This window comes from Enterococcus sp. H57, assembly GCF_003112495.1.
In the GTDB taxonomy this organism is placed as follows: domain Bacteria; phylum Bacillota; class Bacilli; order Lactobacillales; family Enterococcaceae; genus Enterococcus_B; species Enterococcus_B faecium.
This window is the reverse complement of sequence record NZ_BEHC01000068.1, coordinates 72,453-92,090: the sequence shown is the minus strand read 5'-3', so window position 1 is coordinate 92,090 and position 19,638 is coordinate 72,453. Positions and strand designations below refer to the sequence as shown.

Sequence of the window (19,638 nt, the reverse complement as noted above, 5' to 3'; positions counted from 1 at the left end):
CCGAGGAGGCTCATTGTCAAGGACAATCGGAATAGCATACGGAAAGAAGTTCTGCACCTTATAAAATTTGTCAAAAAAACTGTTGCCATTCCAAGAAAATAGCTTTTCTAAAATACCGTAATTTATTTTTATAGGACAAATAAGCTAATGTGAGCTATGCCTTCTATATAAGACTAAGTTCTATTATAAGTAACGAAGTAATTCTCGTTCCTTCCTGTAGTAATATTTTTTAAATAACCTATAGGCTTCTTCAAAAGTACATCCTCCAGTAAATTCTAAGTACTGGAGGATTCTTTTTCTAGTGTTGCTTTACTCATGAAAAAGTAGTTGGCTACTTCATCAAAATTTCTGAACTTTTTTAATGTATAATAAAGAGCTCGATCATTTACTACAAGGATGCTAGCTCCTACATTTTCACAGTTTTTTAGCAAGTAAATTTTTCTAAAATCACATCAGGAAATGCATGAGATTCTTTAAGAGAGGCAATTATAGGGCTATGATTACGGTTCGTGTAAGTGACGCCAAAAAAGAATGGCTTTCTTATATGGCTGAATTTTATGGGATTACTTTATCTGAACTTCTAAAAAACTATTCGATGGAATAACTAGAAGATGAATACAATCGTCAAACGGCTGAAATTGCCCATAAACATTGGATAAGAAGTGGGAAAACAACAGTATTCATGGAAGAATCCTTAATGAATTTGGTGGGCTGGAATGACCCGCCGTTTAAAATTCACGCCCGAAATTCAGAAGCAGCTCTGATTGGCAAATACGTGTATTGGTAGAGATAGAAGATAATCAATTCGTTGTTATCGCTATTCAAGTAGGGCACCGAAGAAATGTCTATGATTAAGAGACTGTTTATTTTTACAAAAAAATAATAATTGGAATCTAGTTAAAACTCTTGAAGTGAGAGATTTGACTAGATTTTTTTATGAATAAAATAAGGACAAAATTGTTTAGGAAGAATCATGAGTGTAAAAAAATCATCCAAGAAGTCGATTCTTGGATTTTTTAGTGGATTTGTTCGCCAAATACGTTTAGTATGCGTATATGAGAGGTTGTAAGCAAAGCGTTGTGGTCTGAGCACTTAAGGAGGAATCTGTGAGAATAGCTTTTCATATTTTTGCAGATTTTGACTTAATGCCGAAGGTCAGCTTTGCGATTACCGTTTATCGAGAGGCTGTAAAAGCACCGTGTAGCTCCGATGACAATAAGCAAGCATTTTTAGAGCTAGGTTTCCTTGATTCTAAATATGCGGCTTATTTCAATGAGTTGGTGCTTGAACGCGATTTTAAGAAGGTCGAAAACAGGCACGACTTTTCGACGTAAGGAGAAAGAATTTCAATGATAGAAACAATAAATCCCGCAGAAAACAAGGTTTCTGCGTACATTCATATCCCATTTTGCGAGCATATCTGCTATTACTGTGACTTTAATAAAGTTTTTTTAGAAGGGCAGCCAGTAGATGAGTATGTGGAAATGCTGCTGAATGAAATGAGTTTAATGCTGGAAAGTCATCCTACAGCGAATTTGGAAACACTTTATGTAGGAGGCGGAACACCAACTTCTTTATCTGCTAAACAACTTGATCGACTATTATCAGGTGCTAGAGAGATCCTGCCTTTTCAAAATGGTAATGAGTTTACTGTAGAAGCGAATCCTGGTGATTTGACCCGTGAAAAACTTCAAGTGATGAAAAACTATGGCGTCAATCGTTTATCCATGGGAGTGCAGACATTTGACAATCGCTTATTGAAAAAAATTGGACGTAAACATACTGCAGAAGATGTGTATCAAACAATGCAATTTTTAGAAGCAGAAAATTTTACCAATGTAAGCATCGATTTGATTTATGCATTACCGGGACAAACACTAGAAGGATATCGGGATACTTTGGAAAAAGCTTTGGCTTTGGATCTGCCTCACTATTCTTTGTACTCATTGATCCTCGAAAACAAAACAATGTTCATGAACTGGGTACGACAAGGAAGACTCGAACTGCCTGATCAGGAAACGGAAACCAGAATGTTTGAAGAGACGATTGAAGCAATGGAAAAGCATGGACGTCACCAATATGAAATAAGTAACTTTGGGCTCTCCGGACATGAATCTCAACATAACCTCATGTACTGGAACAATGACCACTATTTTGGGTTTGGAGCTGGTGCTAGCGGTTATCTTGGAGATATTCGTTACCGCAACAAAGGACCAATCCAACACTATTTACGCCCATTACGAGCAAATGAACGCCCGGTATTGGAAGAAGAAAAATTGACACGAAAAAATCAAATAGAAGAAGAAATGTTCTTAGGACTAAGAAAAAAAACAGGGATTACTAAAAAACATTTCTATGATCGCTATCAAAAAACAATTGAATCGGTGTACGGTGATGTGCTAAGGGAATTAGAGCAAGAAGGGTTACTTGTTAATGAAGAAGACCGTGTTTATTTGACACCAAGAGGGACTTTTTTGGGGAACAATGTGTTTGAGCGCTTTTTATTTGAAAAATAGTTTGAAGAATATTTGTTTTTTATCGAAACTTGAAAAGAAAAAGTTTAGAAAGTTTGACAATGAGGTATTGAAGTATTGATATAACTGGATTTACATCAATTATTTAGAATTAGCACTCTTGTGTTTAGAGTGCTAAAAAATGGAGTCTTTCTCTTGACAGGAGAAGGGCTTCTTGCTATATTTATAAGTGAATTAGCACTTAGAATATATGAGTGCTAATGAGAGGTGAGGAAGATGTTAACAAAGCGACAAAACGACATTTTACGTCTGATCATCCAACACTATACGAGTAGTGGCGTGCCCGTTGGTTCCAAAACATTAATGTCTGAGGGAGTCGAGGCCAGCTCAGCAACGATTCGCAATGATATGAAAGCATTAGAAGATGAAGGATTGCTGTTGAAGACTCACTCTTCTTCTGGGCGGATTCCATCTGCTTTAGGCTATCGTTATTACGTGGATCATTTGTTAAAACCTGCTCGCGTAGCAGAAGATGATTTGCTGCTGATTCGTCAGTCTCTAGGCAGAGAATTTCATGAAATCAATGAGATTATTAAGCAATCTGCTGAGATATTATCTGAGCTGACAAGCTATACGACTTTTTCATTGGGACCTGAAATAAAAGACCGCCGACTGACTGGCTTTCGTATCGTACCCTTGAATAATCGACAGATTATTGCTATCGTCGTAACAGATATGGGGAATGTAGAAAGCCAAGTGTTCACTCTTCCCGAATATATGGGAAGTCAGGAACTAGAAAAAATGGTACAGATTGTAAACGACCGTCTAGTCGGAGATCCTCTGATGACGGTGTACCATAAACTTCGTACGGAGATTCCGATGATTCTTCATAAATATTTCCAGACGACAGAAGGGATGTCTCAGTTATTTGACACCGTTCTTGGTCATGTTTTTGAAGAAAAGGTTTATGTCAGTGGACAAATGAATCTCTTGGATTATGAGCCCCGTCAAGATCTTGATCAGTTCAAATCGATGTTTTCTTTTATGAAAGACTCAGACGGACTTACACAAATGATCACTCCGATGGATAGCAATATTCATATCAAGATTGGTGCTGAATTAGGCAATGATTTATTGCAGAATATGAGTATGATTCAAGCAAGTTACGAGATAGATGGTCATGGAAGAGGTACAATAGCCTTGTTAGGGCCTACTAGTATGCCTTATTCTCGGATGTTCGGTCTAGTCGATGTTTATCGAAGAGAACTAGCAGCTAAACTTGCCGATTACTACCGCTCGCTTGACTTGTCAAACTCGTAATGTGAATAACGAAGCTATTTGCAGCTGATCGTTCTCTCTTTCTTAGTAAGAGCAATCAAACAGCTGACTGAATAATGAAAGGAAGACTGTATCGTGAAAGAAAATCAAGAAGAACTAGATAAAGAAATGACAGATGCTCAGCCAGAACCGGAAATCGATGTCGAAGCTGCAGAAGATTCGGGTATTTCAGAAGCTGAAGCGGAAGAATTCGAAACAGCGAAATTAAAAGCTGAGTTAGAAGAAATGGAAGATAAATACTTGCGGGCTCGTGCTGAAATCGCAAATATGGCAAATCGAGGAAAAAATGAGCGTGAGCAATTACAAAAATACCGTTCACAAGATTTAGCCAAAAAATTACTTCCATCAATTGACAACCTGGAACGTGCATTAGCCACAGAAGTGTCAGATGATCAAGGGGCAGGTTTGAAAAAAGGCGTGGAAATGGTCTTGGAAAGTTTGCGTAACGCACTGGAAGAAGAAGGAATTGAAAAAATCCCTGCTAAAGGAGAAGCCTTTGATCCTAATCTTCATCAAGCAGTACAAACTGTTCCAGCGACTGAAGATACACCAGCCGATACGATTGTAGAAGTACTACAAGAAGGCTACAAATTACATGATCGCGTGTTAAGACCAACTATGGTCATTGTTGCACAATAATTGTGCGGATATAAAACTTACACTTTCAATTAAAGAAGGAGACGTTAATTATGAGTAAAATTATCGGTATTGACTTAGGTACGACTAACTCTGCAGTAGCAGTATTGGAAGGAAACGAAGCAAAAATCATCGCTAACCCAGAAGGAAACCGTACAACACCTTCTGTTGTATCATTCAAAAATGGAGAAATCCAAGTAGGGGAAGTTGCAAAACGTCAAGCTGTGACAAACCCAAATACGATTTCATCAATCAAACGCCATATAGGTGAAGCAGGTTACAAAGTAGATGTAGAAGGTAAATCATATACACCACAAGAAATCTCAGCAATGATCCTTCAATATATCAAAGGATTCGCAGAAGACTATTTAGGTGAAAAAGTCGAAAAAGCAGTTATCACTGTGCCAGCTTACTTTAATGATGCACAACGTCAAGCAACAAAAGATGCTGGTAAGATCGCTGGTCTAGAAGTAGAACGTATCGTCAATGAACCAACTGCAGCTGCTCTTGCCTATGGTTTAGATAAAACAGATCGCGACGAAAAAATCTTAGTATTCGACCTTGGTGGCGGTACTTTTGACGTATCTATCCTTGAACTAGGAGACGGTGTCTTTGATGTATTGTCAACAGCTGGCGACAACCATCTAGGTGGGGACGACTTTGATAACAAAATCATCGACTACATGGTAGCAGAATTCAAAAAAGAAAACAGCATTGACTTGTCTCAAGACAAAATGGCTTTACAACGCTTGAAAGACGCTGCTGAAAAAGCGAAAAAGGATTTATCTGGCGTATCAAGCACACAAATCAGCTTGCCATTTATCACAGCAGGAGAATCTGGACCATTGCATTTGGAAATGACATTGACACGTGCAAAATTTGATGAATTAACAGCTGACTTAGTAGAACGTACAAAAGTACCAGTACGTCAAGCGCTAAAAGATGCAGGTTTATCACAATCAGAAATCGACGAAGTTATTTTAGTCGGTGGATCTACTCGTATCCCTGCAGTTGTAGAAGCAGTACGTAAAGAAACAGGAAAAGAACCAAACAAATCAGTTAACCCTGATGAAGTAGTTGCTATGGGTGCTGCTATCCAAGGTGGCGTGATCACTGGTGATGTGAAAGATGTTGTTTTACTTGACGTTACACCATTGTCATTAGGTATCGAAACAATGGGTGGAGTGTTCACTAAATTGATTGACCGCAATACAACGATTCCAACAAGTAAATCACAAGTATTCTCAACTGCGGCAGATAATCAACCAGCAGTAGACATCCATGTATTACAAGGTGAACGCCCAATGGCTGCTGACAACAAAACTCTAGGAAGATTCCAATTGACAGATATTCCAGCAGCTCCTCGTGGTATTCCACAAATCGAAGTAACATTCGATATTGATAAAAACGGGATTGTAAATGTATCTGCGAAAGATCTAGGTACACAAAAAGAACAAAAAATCACGATCAAATCTTCTTCAGGTCTAACAGACGAAGAAATCGAACGTATGGTGAAAGATGCAGAAGCAAACGCTGAAGCAGATAAAGCTCGTAAAGAGGAAGTTGACCTACGTAATGATGTAGACGCATTGCTATTCTCTGTGGACAAAACATTGAAAGAATTAGAAGGCAAAGTGGACGAAGAAGAAGTGAAAAAAGCAGAAACAGCTCGTGACGAATTAAAAGCCGCTGTTGAAGCAAACAACATCGAGGAAATGAAAACTAAACGCGATGCATTGAACGAAATCGTTCAAAACTTGACTGTTAAACTATACGAACAAGCTGCACAACAACAAGCTCAAGAAAATCCAGAAGCAGCTCAAGGCGGAGCAGATGATGTCGTTGATGCTGATTTTGAAGAAGTCGATGGCGACGATAAATAATCAGTTCACTGAATTTCGAGAGAAGGCCAAAGTTGCTACTTTGGCTTTTTCTTTTGAAAAATAGTTTGAAGTATCGGTTTTTGTTTCAAACAAAATATGATATGATAACAAGCGACGTGAAAATGATGAGAACCAATAGGAGGAAAGCCTATGGCAACAAAACGTGATTATTATGAAGTCTTAGGGCTCTCAAAAGGAGCATCAGAAGATGAAATAAAGAAAGCTTATCGTAAGCTTTCGAAAAAATACCATCCTGACATCAATAAAGAACCTGATGCGGAAGAAAAATTCAAAGAAGTATCAGAAGCATATGAGATTTTAAGTGACCCGCAAAAACGCGCTGCATACGACCAATACGGGCATGCAGGCACAGATCCAAATTACGGTGCTGGTGGAGCTGGTGGCGGATTTGGTGGATTCGGCGGCTTCTCTGGTGGCGGCTTCGGTGGTTTTGAAGATATCTTCGACTCTTTCTTTGGAGGAGGCGGTCGGTCAGTCGATCCAAATGCGCCTCGTCAAGGTGCTGATTTGCAATATACGGTCGACTTGTCTTTTGAAGAAGCGATTTTTGGTGTAGAAAAAGAAATCAAGTATAATCGGGAAGAAATCTGTCATACTTGTGGTGGAAACGGTGCAAAACCAGGCACACAACCAACTACTTGTCATAAATGTCATGGTGCAGGTACGATCAATGTAGAACGCCAAACGCCACTTGGACGAGTGATGAGCCGTCAAACTTGTGATGTTTGTCATGGCACAGGGAAAGAAATCAAAGAACCTTGTCCAACCTGTCATGGCTCAGGACATGAGAAGAAAGCACATTCAGTTAAAGTGAATGTACCAGCTGGTGTAGAAGAAGGACAACAAATGCGTTTAGCTGGTCAAGGAGAAGCTGGAGAAAACGGCGGACCATTTGGTGATTTGTATGTGGTTTTTCGTGTAGAAGAAAGTGATATCTTTGATCGTGAAGGTTCTGAAATTTACTATGAATTGCCTTTAAGTTTTGTACAAGCAGCTTTGGGGGATGAAGTCCAAGTACCAACTGTCCATGGAGATGTGAAATTGAAGATCCCTGCTGGAACACAGACAGGTACGAACTTCCGTTTACGTGGAAAAGGCGCTCCGAAGTTACGTGGTGGTGCAACAGGCGACCAACATGTCAAAGTAAAACTGATCACACCGAAAAATCTAAATGAACAACAAAGAGAAGCATTACGTGCATTCGCTGAAGCTGGTGGCATCAAAGTTGAAGAACAGCAAGAAGACGGTTTCTTCGATAAGTTTAAAGATGCTTTTGGCGGGAAAAAGCGGAAGTAGTTTTTCTAGTAAAAATATAAAGTAGACTTGCCCAAATTTTCTATTTCTAGTAAAAACGCTAAGTCATTAATAATTAAAAACCAGACGAACAATCATACGTTCGCCTGGTTTTTTTGTAGTTGTCATGTTTGTACCAACAAAAAAGCCAGCTTTAGAATAAGATAATCATCATAGTTTCTGAAGGTGGTATCGACTATGTACTTGATATCGTCAATGAACCCATGGTACTTTCTTATGCGATGGAACAGGTAGAGCGATTGCTTGTTTGTGCAGGAGAACAAGCGATGCGGCTGGTACAGTTAAGTGAAAAAACAAGAAACTAAAAATGCCCGGTCGTCATGAAGCGACCGGGCATTTTTAGTTTTTATTAAATATTTAATACTTTATTCAAGAAATCTTTTGTCCGTTCATTTTGCGGATTTTCAAAGATTTGTTGAGGCGTTCCGTCTTCTAAAAAGTTTCCGTCGTCAATGAACATGACACGATTGGCCACTTCTTTAGCGAAGCCCATTTCGTGCGTAACGATAACCATCGTCATACCTTGTTCTGCTAACTTTTTCATGACGTTCAAGACATCACCGACCATTTCGGGGTCGAGTGCAGATGTAGGCTCATCAAAAAGCATGATGTCAGGGTTCATCGCTAGAGCACGAGCAATAGCCACACGCTGCTTTTGTCCACCGGAAAGCATTTCAGGATACATATCTTTTTTATCTTCTAGACCAACTGTCTGCAGCAATTTGATTGCTTTTTTCTCTGCTTCTTCTCTAGATTCTTTCTTCAGGTCCATCGGTGCTAAAATGATGTTTTCCAAAATAGAAAGATGAGGGAATAGGTTAAAGTGCTGGAATACCATTCCGATATGTTGTCTCACCAAGTTGATATCTGTGCTTTTATCCATCAAGTGGGCGCCGTCAATAATAATTTCACCGTCAGAAGGTTCTTCTAAACGATTCAAGCAACGCAAAAATGTACTTTTTCCTGAACCTGAAGGGCCAATGATACAGACGACATCTCCTTCGTTGATGGACACATTGATGTCGTTTAATACTGTGTTATCGCCGTATTTTTTGACTAAATGCTCAACTAAGATTTTTTCTGCCATCTTACTTCACCTTCTTTTCTAAAACTTTTGCTAATTTTGTCAATGCTGTGATCAAAATCAAGTACATGATCGCAATGATCAAGTAAACATACGTACTTTGTGTTGTACGTGCAACAATGATCTTACCAGTTTGCAGCAATTCGACTACACCGATTGCGGAAATGATCGTTGTGTCTTTTAATGAGATAACGAACTGATTGACGAATGATGGGATCATGATGCGTATCGCTTGCGGCAAAATGATTTTTTGCATTGTCCGATTATAAGAAAGACCTAAACTTCTGGAAGCTTCCATTTGTCCGACAGGAACGGCGTTGATCCCGCCTCGAACAATCTCTGCGATATAAGCACTTGCGTTAAGAGTCAAGGTGATAACACCAGCAAGGAAGTCAGGAATCGTAAATCCAACGATACCAGGCAACCCAAAGAAAATAAAGAACGCAAGAACCATCATTGGAATTCCTCGGATGATATCGACATAAATACTAGCAATTGTGCGAAGAGCGCGTATTGGTGCTACACTGAATAATCCAAAAATCACACCGATTACTATAGCCAAAGCAAAGGAGATCAAAGTTAGGAGAATTGTTCTCCAAAGTCCTTTCAACAATGCTTGATAGTTGTTTTGGATAAGTCCAAGAAATGTTGATTCATCAGCAGTGGAAGACTCACTGGAAGTTTCTGAACCATCCGCTACATATTCTTTAATAATCTTATCGTATTCGCCTGTTCTTTTTAATTCTTTCAATCCTTCATTGAACATATTAAGAAGCTCAGGATTTTGTCCTTTTTTAACGGCAAATGCATATTTTCCGCCAGATTCTTTTTTGATCGGTGTTTCCAATTCTTGTCCTTGTTTGATCGCATAACCGATTACCGGATAATCATCCATCATTGCATCGATTGCGCCAACTTTTAACCCGTCGTACAATTGATCAGCAGCATCAAAATATTTGATAGAATAGCCATATTCAGATTCATGGTCGCTTAAAAATTCAGCACTTTCGGTACCAACTTTTGCTCCGACTGTTTTTCCTTTCAAATCTTCATAAGACTTGATCGAAGTATCTCCTTTTTTGACAGCTAATTGGATCCCGCTATCAAAGTAAGAATCAGAAAAATCATAGCTTTTCTTTCGTTCATCTGTTACAGTCATTCCGGCAATCATTCCGTCTGCTTGTCCTGATTCCAAAGCTTGCAAAGCAGCAGAGAAACCACGGTAGTCCATTCGGATGTTAAATCCTTGCAGTTTGGCGATGTTTTCCATCAATTTTACATCGATGCCTTCGTACTCGCCCTTTGCGTTTTGAAATTCAAATGGAGCAAAAGCAGAGTCACTGGCAATTACGTATACGTCTTTTTTGGGCTCTATTTTTTGCATTGTCTCGCTTGTGCTTGACTCTGCCGTTGTAGTGTTGTCAGCTTGTGCAACATGTCCAAACGCAAGTGTCACAAGTCCTGTCATTAAGAAAACAAATGAGTGAAATAAATGCTTTCTTTTCATAATCAACCTCCTAAATTTCCAATATTTTATTATTATAGGCGAAAAGTGCTGAATCAGACAAGACTGTAAGCTCGAAAAAATGAAAAAAATGCGAGTTTCTAACATTTTATGTTATAAAACGTAACATGCATAATAAGATAAAAAAGTGGCGAAAGTATGTTCGGTGTGGTATAATTTTTTAGTAAGGAATGCCTTTGCTTTCCTTTTCTTTTTATTGGTCGTAAAATGAAAAGGAATGAATGAAAAGGAGGACGAAGAATGATTGAGAGAGATACCTCCCGACACTTTGAGCTTGTCTCGAAATACCAACCGGCTGGTGATCAGCCTGAAGCGATTAACCAATTAGTGGATGGCGTAGTCGGCGGGAAAAAAGCACAAATCTTATTAGGTGCGACTGGAACAGGGAAAACATATACGATTTCCAATCTTATTGAGAAAGTGAATAAACCAACACTGATTATTGCCCATAACAAAACATTGGCTGGTCAGCTGTACGGGGAATTCAAGGAATTTTTCCCTAACAATGCTGTTGAATATTTTGTTTCTTATTATGATTATTATCAGCCTGAAGCTTATGTGCCTTCAAGCGATACGTATATCGAAAAAGATTCAAGTGTAAATGATGAGATCGACAAATTACGACATTCGGCTACTAGTTCATTATTAGAAAGAAATGATGTGATCGTCATTGCATCCGTTTCATGTATTTTTGGATTAGGTTCGCCTTTTGAGTACCAAAAACAAGTAGTTTCGATTCGACAGGGAGCAGAACTAGATCGCAATCAGTTGATTCGTGACTTAGTCAGTATCCAATTCGAAAGAAATGATATAGATTTTCAGCGCGGTCGTTTTCGAGTGCGCGGTGATGTCGTGGAGATTTTTCCGGCTTCAAGAGATGAACGTGCCTTACGTGTGGAGTTTTTTGGAGATGAGGTCGAACGTATCCGAGAAGTCAATGCACTGACAGGTGAAGTTTTAGGAGAAACGGAACACGTGGCAATCTTCCCGGCGACTCACTTTGTGACGAATGATGAACATATGGAGCATGCCGTAGCGAATATCAAAGCGGAATTAGAACAGCGTTTAACTGTCTTGCGAAATGAAAACAAACTTCTGGAAGCTCAACGTTTAGAACAGCGAACCAATTACGATATTGAAATGATGTTAGAAATGGGCTACACGTCGGGAATTGAAAATTATTCTCGGCATATGGACGGACGTAAAGAAGGTGAACCGCCTTATACGCTATTGGATTTCTTTCCTGAAGATTTTTTGATCGTGGCGGACGAATCGCACGTAACCATGCCTCAAATCAGAGGAATGTATAATGGTGACCGAGCGAGAAAACAGATGCTAGTAGATTACGGTTTCCGTTTGCCATCTGCTTTAGACAATCGGCCACTTCGGTTAGAAGAGTTTGAAAAACATGTCAATCAGATCATTTATGTCTCTGCGACGCCAGGACCATATGAACATGAACAAACAGATACCGTTATCCAACAAATCATCCGTCCGACAGGGCTGCTTGACCCAGTGATCGAAGTTCGTCCAATCATGGGACAAATCGATGATCTAGTAGGCGAAATAAATGAACGAGTCGAAAAAGACCAGCGGGTGTTTGTAACGACATTGACGAAAAAAATGGCAGAAGACCTCACAGATTATTTCAAAGAATTAGGGATCAAAGTCAAATATTTGCATAGTGATATCAAAACGCTGGAACGAACAGAAATCATTCGAGATCTTCGATTAGGTGAATTTGATGTGTTAGTTGGAATCAATTTGCTTCGTGAAGGATTAGACGTACCTGAAGTTTCCCTTGTTGCTATCTTGGATGCGGATAAAGAAGGCTTTTTACGTAGTGAACGTTCCTTAGTCCAAACGATTGGACGAGCTGCTCGGAATGAAGAAGGTAAAGTAATCATGTACGCAGACAAAGTAACAGATTCTATGCGTCTAGCGATGGATGAAACATCAAGACGCCGTACGATTCAGCAGAAGTACAATGAAGAACATGGGATCGTTCCAAAAACGATCATTAAAGAAATCCGAGATTTGATTTCTATTACGAAAGAATCGGAAGATGATACAAAAGAAGCGGTACAAGTCTCGTATGAAGAAATGACGAAAGAAGAAAAAGATACGTTATTGATGAAATTAGAAAAAGAAATGAAAGATGCGGCGAAAGCATTGGATTTTGAAACAGCCGCTAATGTGCGAGATATGATTTTAGAATTAAAAGCTTCAAAGTAGGAGGACAACATGGCTAACGATAAAATTACGATTCACGGTGCACGTGCCCATAACTTGAAAAATATAGATGTAACGATTCCACGAGATAAATTCGTGGTCGTTACAGGTTTGTCCGGTTCTGGAAAAAGTTCCCTAGCATTTGATACGCTGTACGCTGAAGGGCAGCGGAGATACGTAGAGAGCCTTTCTGCTTATGCTCGTCAGTTTTTAGGACAAATGGATAAGCCGGACGTAGATAGCATCGACGGATTGAGTCCGGCGATTTCTATTGATCAGAAAACAACAAGTAAAAATCCTCGGTCGACAGTAGGTACTGTGACGGAAATCAATGACTATTTACGCTTGTTGTTTGCACGTGTAGGACATCCGATTTGTCCCAACGATCATATCGAGATTACCAGTCAATCAGTAGATCAAATGGCAGATCAAGTAATGGCTTTGCCTGAGCGCACAAAGATCCAAGTGTTGGCACCGATCGTGGTAAAGAAAAAAGGACAACATAAAAAAATATTCGAACGAATCCAAAAAGAGGGATACGTCCGCGTTCGAGTCGATGGTGAGATCTATGATTTAAGTGAAGTGCCTGAGCTGGAGAAAAACAAAAAACATGATATCGCGATCGTCATCGACCGGATCATTGTGAAAGAAGGGATTCGTTCTCGTCTATTTGATTCTTTAGAGGCGGCCCTGCGATTGGCAGACGGCTATGCTCTGGTTGACGTGATCGGTGAAGAAGAAATGTTGTTTAGCGAACACTATGCCTGTCCTTATTGCGGATTTACTGTTGGCGAACTAGAACCAAGACTGTTCTCATTCAATGCGCCTTTTGGAGCTTGTCCAGACTGTGATGGTTTAGGTGTCAAATTAGAAGTCGATCAAGATTTAGTGATTCCAGATAGAACGAAGACACTTAGTCAAGGTGCTATCGTTCCATGGAATCCAATCAGCTCTCAGTATTATCCTCAAATGTTAGCGCAGGCTTGTGAAAGTTTCGGTATCGATTTAGATACACCATTCGAAGAATTACCGGAAGAGCATCAGGATATCATCTTGAATGGGACAGATGATCTTTTCCATTTCCATTATGAAAATGATTTTGGTGGCGTTCGCGATGTAGAAACGACTTTCGAAGGGGTATTGAAGAATATCGAGCGTCGTTATCATGATACGAACAGTGATTTCACGCGTGAGCAAATGCGTCTTTATATGACAGAATTAACTTGTCAGACATGTAAAGGTTATCGATTGAATCCCCAAGCTCTATCTGTTCAAATCAATGGAACGAATATCGGGCAAACAAATGAGTTGTCTATTCAAAAAGCAGTAGATTTCTTCTCAAACTTAACGTTATCTGAACAAGAGAAAGTAATTGCCAAACCGATTTTAAAAGAAGTAAATGACAGACTTTCATTCTTGGAAAATGTGGGACTAGACTATCTAACTTTGAGTCGCGCTTCCGGAACATTATCTGGGGGAGAAGCGCAGCGAATCAGATTGGCTACACAAATTGGATCGAATCTTTCTGGAGTTTTGTATATTTTAGATGAACCATCGATCGGATTGCATCAACGCGACAACGATCGACTGATTGGCTCATTAAAGAAAATGCGTGATCTTGGCAACACCCTCGTTGTAGTCGAACATGATGAAGATACGATGTGGGCAGCAGATTATCTGATTGACGTCGGACCTGGGGCCGGAGAACAAGGCGGACAAATCGTGGCTGCAGGCACTCCTGAAGAAGTAGCTAATGATGAAAATTCTTTGACAGGGAAATATCTTTCAGGGAAAAAATCAATCCCTGTACCAAAAGAACGCCGTAAAGGTAATGGGAAAGCAATCAAGATCACTGGTGCTTCAGAAAACAATCTGAAAAATATTAGTGTTGAATTTCCATTAGGAGAATTTGTAGCAGTCACAGGTGTGTCTGGTTCTGGAAAGAGTACATTGGTCAATAGTATCTTAAAGAAATCGTTAGCGCAAAAATTAAATAAGAATTCTGCTAAGCCAGGTAAATTCAAGACAATTTCCGGCTACGAAAGTATCGAAAAGATCATCGATATCGATCAAAGCCCAATCGGCCGGACGCCGAGAAGTAATCCAGCGACTTATACAAGTGTATTTGATGATATCCGTGGGTTATTTGCTCAAACGAACGAGGCAAAAATGCGGGGTTATAAGAAAGGGCGTTTTAGTTTCAACGTAAAAGGCGGTCGTTGTGAAGCTTGTCGCGGGGATGGAATTATTAAGATCGAAATGCACTTTTTGCCTGATGTCTATGTTCCTTGTGAAGTATGTCATGGCAAACGATATAACTCTGAAACATTAGAAGTGCATTACAAAGGAAAAAGCATTGCTGATATTTTGGAAATGACAGTAGAAGATGCTGTAGAATTCTTCAAGCACATTCCAAAGATTCATCGCAAACTGCAAACGATTGTTGATGTTGGCTTAGGTTATGTGACGATGGGGCAACCAGCAACGACATTGTCCGGTGGTGAGGCACAACGGATGAAACTTGCCAGTGAATTGCACAAAATCTCTAATGGAAAGAATTTCTATATACTAGATGAACCAACGACAGGACTTCATAGCGATGACATCGCCCGCTTGTTGCATGTATTACAAAGATTAGTAGATGCTGGTAACACAGTTTTAGTGATTGAACACAATCTAGATGTAATCAAAACAGCAGATTATATCATTGATTTAGGACCAGAAGGTGGAGAAGGTGGAGGAACGATCCTTACGACTGGAACACCAGAAGAAATCATTAACGTAAAAGAAAGTTATACAGGTCACTATTTGAAAAAAATAATGGTATAAAGAGGATAGATAGCTGAGATAGTTAAAAAAACATAAAAAAATGAATTTTTGCTTGTTTTATTAATATCAGTGTTCTAGAATCATTACATGGTAGTTCTTTCTACACTGATTGGTATAGACAAAAACTTCCTATAAGTTCAATCCGTTCAAAAAAGAATTGAGCAATCGGAGGAGTTTCCTTTGATTGCTTTTTTCTTTATGGTATGATATTCCTTGTGTAGTTGGAAAAGAAAAACAAGAGATTATGAGTAAGTGAGAGATAATGATGAACAGTATTGAAAATGAAGAATTTATCCCTATATTATTAGGAAGCGACATGAACGTTTATGGTATGGCACGTTCTTTTAATGAAGCATACGGCAAAATCTGCCAAGCATATGCTTCGGATCAGTTAGCCCCTACCCGCTACAGTAAAATTGTCAATGTAGAAGTTATTCCAGGATTTGATAAAGACCCTGTATTTATCGAGACGATGCTTCGTTTGGCAAAAGAAAGATATTCTGATAAGAGTAAAAAATATCTTTTGATTGCTTGTGGTGATGGATATGCAGAATTGATCTCCCAACATAAACAAGAGCTGTCAGAATATTTTATCTGTCCATATATTGATTATTCTTTATTTGAAAGACTGATCAATAAAGTAAGCTTTTATGAAGTTTGTGAAGAATATGATCTTCCGTATCCTAAAACATTGATCGTCAGAGAAGAAATGTTAGTAAATGGACATTTGGAACAGGAATTGCCTTTTGAATTCCCAGTTGCTTTGAAACCTGCAAACAGTGTGGAGTATCTTTCTGTCCAATTTGAAGGAAGAAAAAAAGCTTTTATTTTAGAGACTAGAGAAGAGTTCGATTTAATTTTAGGCCGGATATACGAAGCCGGTTATAAAAGTGAAATGATTGTACAAGATTTTATCCCGGGTGATGATAGTAATATGCGTGTGCTAAATGCGTATGTAGATGAAGATCATCAAGTTCGGATGATGTGTCTTGGTCATCCACTGTTAGAAGATCCTACACCAGCATCGATTGGTAATTACGTTGTGATCATGCCAGATTATAACGAAAAAATCTATCAAACCATTAAGGCATTTTTGGAAAAAATCGAATATACAGGCTTTGCCAATTTCGATATGAAGTATGATCCTAGAGATGGAGAATATAAATTATTTGAAATCAATTTGAGACAAGGTCGTAGCAGTTTCTTTGTGACATTGAACGGCTTGAATCTGGCTCGTTTCGTCACAGAAGATCGAGTGTTTAACAAACCCTTTGTTGAAACGACCTATGGAACGAATCAATCAGATAAAGCAAGATTATGGATGGGTGTGCCCAAAAAAATCTTTTTAGAATATGCTCGGGAAAATGAAGACAAAAAACTAGCTGAGCAAATGATCAAAGAAAATCGTTACGGTACTACTGTGTTTTATGAAAAAGACCGGTCAATCAAGCGCTGGTTGTTGATGAAATATATGTTCCATAACTATATTCCAAGATTCAAAAAGTATTTTCATGTGAAAGAAGGCTAGTTCATGGAGAATTTTTTCAGTATTTTAGGCGGAATGGGCACGATGGCGACAGAAAGTTTTGTTCGCTTGATCAACCACCGAACGAAAGCTACAAAAGATCAAGAATATTTGAATTATGTCTTATTCAATCATGCAACAGTTCCTGATCGTACAGCTTATATTTTAGATCGATCAGAAGAAAATCCAATGCCGTTTCTGCTGGATGATATTGAGAAACAAAATTTATTGCAGCCGAACTTCATTGTGTTGACTTGTAACACCGCACACTACTTTTTTGAAGAATTACAAGCGGCAACGGATATTCCTATCCTTCATATGCCAAGAGAAGCAGCAAATGAACTTGTCCGTCAGCATACGACAGGGAGAGTAGCGATTCTAGGAACAGAAGGAAGTATGAAAGCTGGAATCTATGAACGCGAAGTCAAAAATCTTGGATTCGAAACAGTGATTCCTGATACTGTTCTTCAAGAAAAAATCAATTATCTGATCTATCATGAGATCAAGGAATCGGATTATTTGAATCAAGAGCTATATTACGAAATCTTAGAAGAAGCGGTAGAGCGCCTAAACTGTGAAAAAGTCATCTTAGGTTGCACAGAATTGTCATTGATGCATGAATTTGCTGAAGATAACCATTATCCAGTGATCGATGCCCAATCTATTTTAGCAGATCGGACGATTGAACGAGCGCTAGCTGAAAGAAGCAAGGCATTGGATACAGCATCGGAAAAGTAAAAAAATTGGATTTGGGGCAAATATCCTAAAAGATATTTGGTCCAAATCTTTTTGTAAAAGAAAAAGAAAACTGGTAATGATACGCCCGGAATGATATAATTTTACTATGCACAATGTGAGAGGAGTTCGTAATTATGACAGATAATTTGCAATTAGTCATCATAACAGGTATGAGCGGTGCAGGGAAAACAGTAGCTATCCAAAGTTTTGAAGATATGGGCTATTTTTGTATCGATAATATGCCGCCTCGATTGATTCCAAAATTCTGGGAATTAATCAAAGAATCAGGCAAAGTCACAAAAATGGCTTTAGGAGTGGATTTACGTTCTCGTTCCTTCTTTGAAGAAATCCAAAACATGCTGATCGAAATCGAAAATACGAACTTCATCGACACTTCTATCTTATTTTTAGATGCTTCAGACGAAGAACTAGTGGCTCGCTACAAAGAAACAAGACGAGCACATCCAATGGCGATGGACGGTTTGATCACTGAAGGGATACGTAAAGAACGGGCGATACTAGACGACTTGAAAGCCCAAGCTTCCGTGATCATTGATACGACGACATTGACACCACGACAATTACGTGAAAAAATCAATGAGTCATTCAAATCAAAGGGAGACCAAGGATTTCGGATCGAATTTGTATCATTTGGTTTTAAATACGGGTTGCCGATCGATTCGGATATTGTGATGGATGTGCGTTTTTTGCCCAACCCTCATTATATCCCGGAACTAAGACCATTGACCGGAAAAGATCAGCCAGTCTATGATTATGTGATGTCCTTTGATGAAACGCAATCATTCTACCATAAATTTTTGGATCTTCTGGAAACTGTATTGCCTGGATACATTAAAGAAGGAAAAAGCAGCTTGACAGTTGCAATCGGCTGTACAGGCGGTCAACACCGTTCTGTGGCATTGACTGAACGTTTGGCAAATGCTTTAGGGAAAAACTATAAAGTCAATGTGACACATCGGGACAAGGATAAAAGGAAAGAGACGGTGAACCGGTCGTGAAAATGAAAACCTACCGGATAAGAAAACCAAAGATCGTAGTGGTCGGCGGTGGCACTGGTCTGCCAGTTATCCTGAAAAGTTTGCGAAATCAAGGAGCAGATATCACAGCAGTAGTGACTGTTGCAGATGATGGGGGAAGCAGCGGTGCAATCAGAGAATCGATCGCTATGGCTCCTCCTGGTGACTTGAGAAATGTCTTAGTGGCGTTATCGGATATGCCACAATTCTATGAAGATATTTTCCAATACCGTTTCAAAAAGGAAGATCAGTTTTTAGCCAATCATACGATCGGTAATCTGATCATTGCCGCAGTTTCCGAGATGCGGGGAAGCACTTATGAGGCGATTCAATTATTAGCAAAAATGATGCATGTAGATGGACATGTTTATCCTTCTTCAGAAACTCCTTTGACCTTGCATGCTGTCTTTAAAGACGGAACGACTGCAGTAGGAGAATCTAAAATCGCGATCGACCGTAAAACCATTGACCGTGTGTATGTCTGCAACACAAATGATAAAAGTGAAGCCAAAGCGGCTCGAAAAGTCGTTTCAGCAATTATGGACGCCGACATGGTCGTTTTGGGACCCGGAAGTTTATTCACCAGTATCCTTCCAAATTTAGTGATACCAGAAATCGGCGAAGCAATGCTCAAGACAACTGCTGAAACCGTCTATATCTGTAATATCATGACCCAAAAAGGGGAAACGGAACATTTCACAGATGCCGATCATATACGTGTTTTACACAAGCATTTGAATCAGCCTTTTATCGATACAGTATTGGTCAATACGGAAAAAGTGCCTGAAGATTATATGGACCCAGAGATCTATGATGAGTATCTAGTACAAGTCGCACACGACTTCAACGGATTGAGAAATGAAGGATGTCGAGTGATTTCCACCGACTTTTTGGAATTGAAAGATGGTGGTGTCTTCCACGATGGAGACAAAGTAGTAGAAGAATTGTTCCGTTTAGTTTTCGGTTCAAAATATTAAGCAATTTATTGTTGGAGAAAGGAGG

General features: G+C 39.2%; 14 protein-coding genes and 2 pseudogenes. 14 read left to right on the top strand and 2 right to left on the bottom strand.

Features of this window, described 5'->3' with window-relative positions; genetic code table 11:
- Positions 1-463: 463 nt before the first annotated feature.
- From relB to dnaJ, 8 genes and pseudogenes are all read left to right on the top strand, one after another.
- Positions 464-720: pseudogene (relB, locus tag DIZ30_RS11935) on the top strand (type II toxin-antitoxin system RelB family antitoxin).
- A 54-nt stretch (positions 721-774) separates the two neighbouring features.
- Positions 775-855 (top strand): annotated as a pseudogene (locus DIZ30_RS13975) (type II toxin-antitoxin system RelE/ParE family toxin); the annotation flags it as partial.
- Positions 856-1,106: 251 nt separating this feature from the next.
- Positions 1,107-1,334 carry a hypothetical protein gene (locus tag DIZ30_RS11930; RefSeq protein WP_002339983.1) on the top strand — a complete coding sequence of 76 codons (228 nt, stop codon included), beginning with the start codon at positions 1,107-1,109 and terminating at the stop codon, positions 1,332-1,334.
- Between the two features lie 15 nt (positions 1,335-1,349).
- Positions 1,350-2,516, top strand: coding sequence for a radical SAM family heme chaperone HemW (gene hemW / locus DIZ30_RS11925; RefSeq protein WP_010718131.1), 1,167 nt, complete (start codon positions 1,350-1,352; stop codon positions 2,514-2,516).
- A 234-nt stretch (positions 2,517-2,750) separates the two neighbouring features.
- A complete protein-coding gene (gene hrcA / locus DIZ30_RS11920) occupies positions 2,751-3,794 on the top strand; it encodes a heat-inducible transcriptional repressor HrcA (RefSeq protein ID WP_002339984.1) in 1,044 nt (347 codons plus the stop codon).
- Positions 3,795-3,887: 93 nt separating this feature from the next.
- The gene (grpE, locus tag DIZ30_RS11915) at positions 3,888-4,451 is read left to right on the top strand and encodes a nucleotide exchange factor GrpE (protein WP_002296525.1); all 564 of its coding nucleotides are present in this window, start codon (positions 3,888-3,890) and stop codon (positions 4,449-4,451) included.
- Positions 4,452-4,501: 50 nt separating this feature from the next.
- On the top strand, positions 4,502-6,331 hold the full coding sequence (dnaK, locus tag DIZ30_RS11910) for a molecular chaperone DnaK (RefSeq protein ID WP_002292134.1): 1,830 nt from the start codon (positions 4,502-4,504) through the stop codon (positions 6,329-6,331).
- Between the two features lie 150 nt (positions 6,332-6,481).
- Positions 6,482-7,648, top strand: coding sequence for a molecular chaperone DnaJ (gene dnaJ, locus DIZ30_RS11905; protein ID WP_002289374.1), 1,167 nt, complete (start codon positions 6,482-6,484; stop codon positions 7,646-7,648).
- A 367-nt stretch (positions 7,649-8,015) separates the two neighbouring features.
- On the opposite strand, the gene DIZ30_RS11900 is transcribed toward dnaJ, so the two are convergent.
- Positions 8,016-8,753, bottom strand: a complete 738-nt coding sequence (locus DIZ30_RS11900) for an amino acid ABC transporter ATP-binding protein (protein WP_002292113.1) — start codon at positions 8,751-8,753, stop codon at positions 8,016-8,018.
- A 1-nt stretch (position 8,754) separates the two neighbouring features.
- Entirely contained in the window at positions 8,755-10,257 is a 1,503-nt protein-coding gene (locus DIZ30_RS11895) for an amino acid ABC transporter substrate-binding protein/permease (protein ID WP_002296521.1), read from the bottom strand.
- Positions 10,258-10,515: 258 nt separating this feature from the next.
- Here DIZ30_RS11895 and uvrB point away from each other — a divergent pair, with 258 nt between their 5' ends.
- The 6 genes from uvrB (at position 10,516) to yvcK (ending at position 19,613) form a co-directional block, all read left to right on the top strand.
- A complete protein-coding gene (gene uvrB / locus DIZ30_RS11890; RefSeq protein WP_002294444.1) occupies positions 10,516-12,510 on the top strand; it encodes an excinuclease ABC subunit UvrB in 1,995 nt (664 codons plus the stop codon).
- 9 nt (positions 12,511-12,519) lie between these two features.
- The gene (gene uvrA / locus DIZ30_RS11885; protein WP_002319652.1) at positions 12,520-15,336 is read left to right on the top strand and encodes an excinuclease ABC subunit UvrA; all 2,817 of its coding nucleotides are present in this window, start codon (positions 12,520-12,522) and stop codon (positions 15,334-15,336) included.
- A 262-nt stretch (positions 15,337-15,598) separates the two neighbouring features.
- Positions 15,599-16,864 carry a D-aspartate ligase gene (locus tag DIZ30_RS11880; protein WP_002294441.1) on the top strand — a complete coding sequence of 422 codons (1,266 nt, stop codon included), beginning with the start codon at positions 15,599-15,601 and terminating at the stop codon, positions 16,862-16,864.
- A 3-nt stretch (positions 16,865-16,867) separates the two neighbouring features.
- Positions 16,868-17,599: an aspartate racemase gene (locus DIZ30_RS11875; protein WP_002294440.1), complete on the top strand. Its 732-nt coding sequence runs from the start codon at positions 16,868-16,870 to the stop codon at positions 17,597-17,599.
- Positions 17,600-17,733: 134 nt separating this feature from the next.
- Positions 17,734-18,618, top strand: a complete 885-nt coding sequence (gene rapZ, locus DIZ30_RS11870; protein ID WP_002289695.1) for an RNase adapter RapZ — start codon at positions 17,734-17,736, stop codon at positions 18,616-18,618.
- Positions 18,615-19,613, top strand: coding sequence for a YvcK family protein (yvcK, locus tag DIZ30_RS11865; protein ID WP_002306471.1), 999 nt, complete (start codon positions 18,615-18,617; stop codon positions 19,611-19,613). The genes rapZ and yvcK overlap by 4 nt, the downstream gene beginning before the upstream one ends.
- Positions 19,614-19,638: the final 25 nt, after the last annotated feature.

Excerpts from the sequence above, each read along its gene's own strand:
- hrcA (WP_002339984.1), top strand. The coding sequence starts at position 2,751 with ATGTTAACAAAGCGACAAAACGACATTTTACGTCTGATCATCCAACAC.
- DIZ30_RS11880 (WP_002294441.1), top strand. The coding sequence starts at position 15,599 with ATGATGAACAGTATTGAAAATGAAGAATTTATCCCTATATTATTAGGA.
- rapZ (WP_002289695.1), top strand. The coding sequence starts at position 17,734 with ATGACAGATAATTTGCAATTAGTCATCATAACAGGTATGAGCGGTGCA.
- dnaK (WP_002292134.1), top strand. The coding sequence starts at position 4,502 with ATGAGTAAAATTATCGGTATTGACTTAGGTACGACTAACTCTGCAGTA.
- hemW (WP_010718131.1), top strand. The coding sequence starts at position 1,350 with ATGATAGAAACAATAAATCCCGCAGAAAACAAGGTTTCTGCGTACATT.
- DIZ30_RS11900 (WP_002292113.1), bottom strand. The coding sequence starts at position 8,753 with ATGGCAGAAAAAATCTTAGTTGAGCATTTAGTCAAAAAATACGGCGAT.
- uvrB (WP_002294444.1), top strand. The coding sequence starts at position 10,516 with ATGATTGAGAGAGATACCTCCCGACACTTTGAGCTTGTCTCGAAATAC.
- uvrA (WP_002319652.1), top strand. The coding sequence starts at position 12,520 with ATGGCTAACGATAAAATTACGATTCACGGTGCACGTGCCCATAACTTG.
- dnaJ (WP_002289374.1), top strand. The coding sequence starts at position 6,482 with ATGGCAACAAAACGTGATTATTATGAAGTCTTAGGGCTCTCAAAAGGA.
- DIZ30_RS11895 (WP_002296521.1), bottom strand. The coding sequence starts at position 10,257 with ATGAAAAGAAAGCATTTATTTCACTCATTTGTTTTCTTAATGACAGGA.
- DIZ30_RS11875 (WP_002294440.1), top strand. The coding sequence starts at position 16,868 with ATGGAGAATTTTTTCAGTATTTTAGGCGGAATGGGCACGATGGCGACA.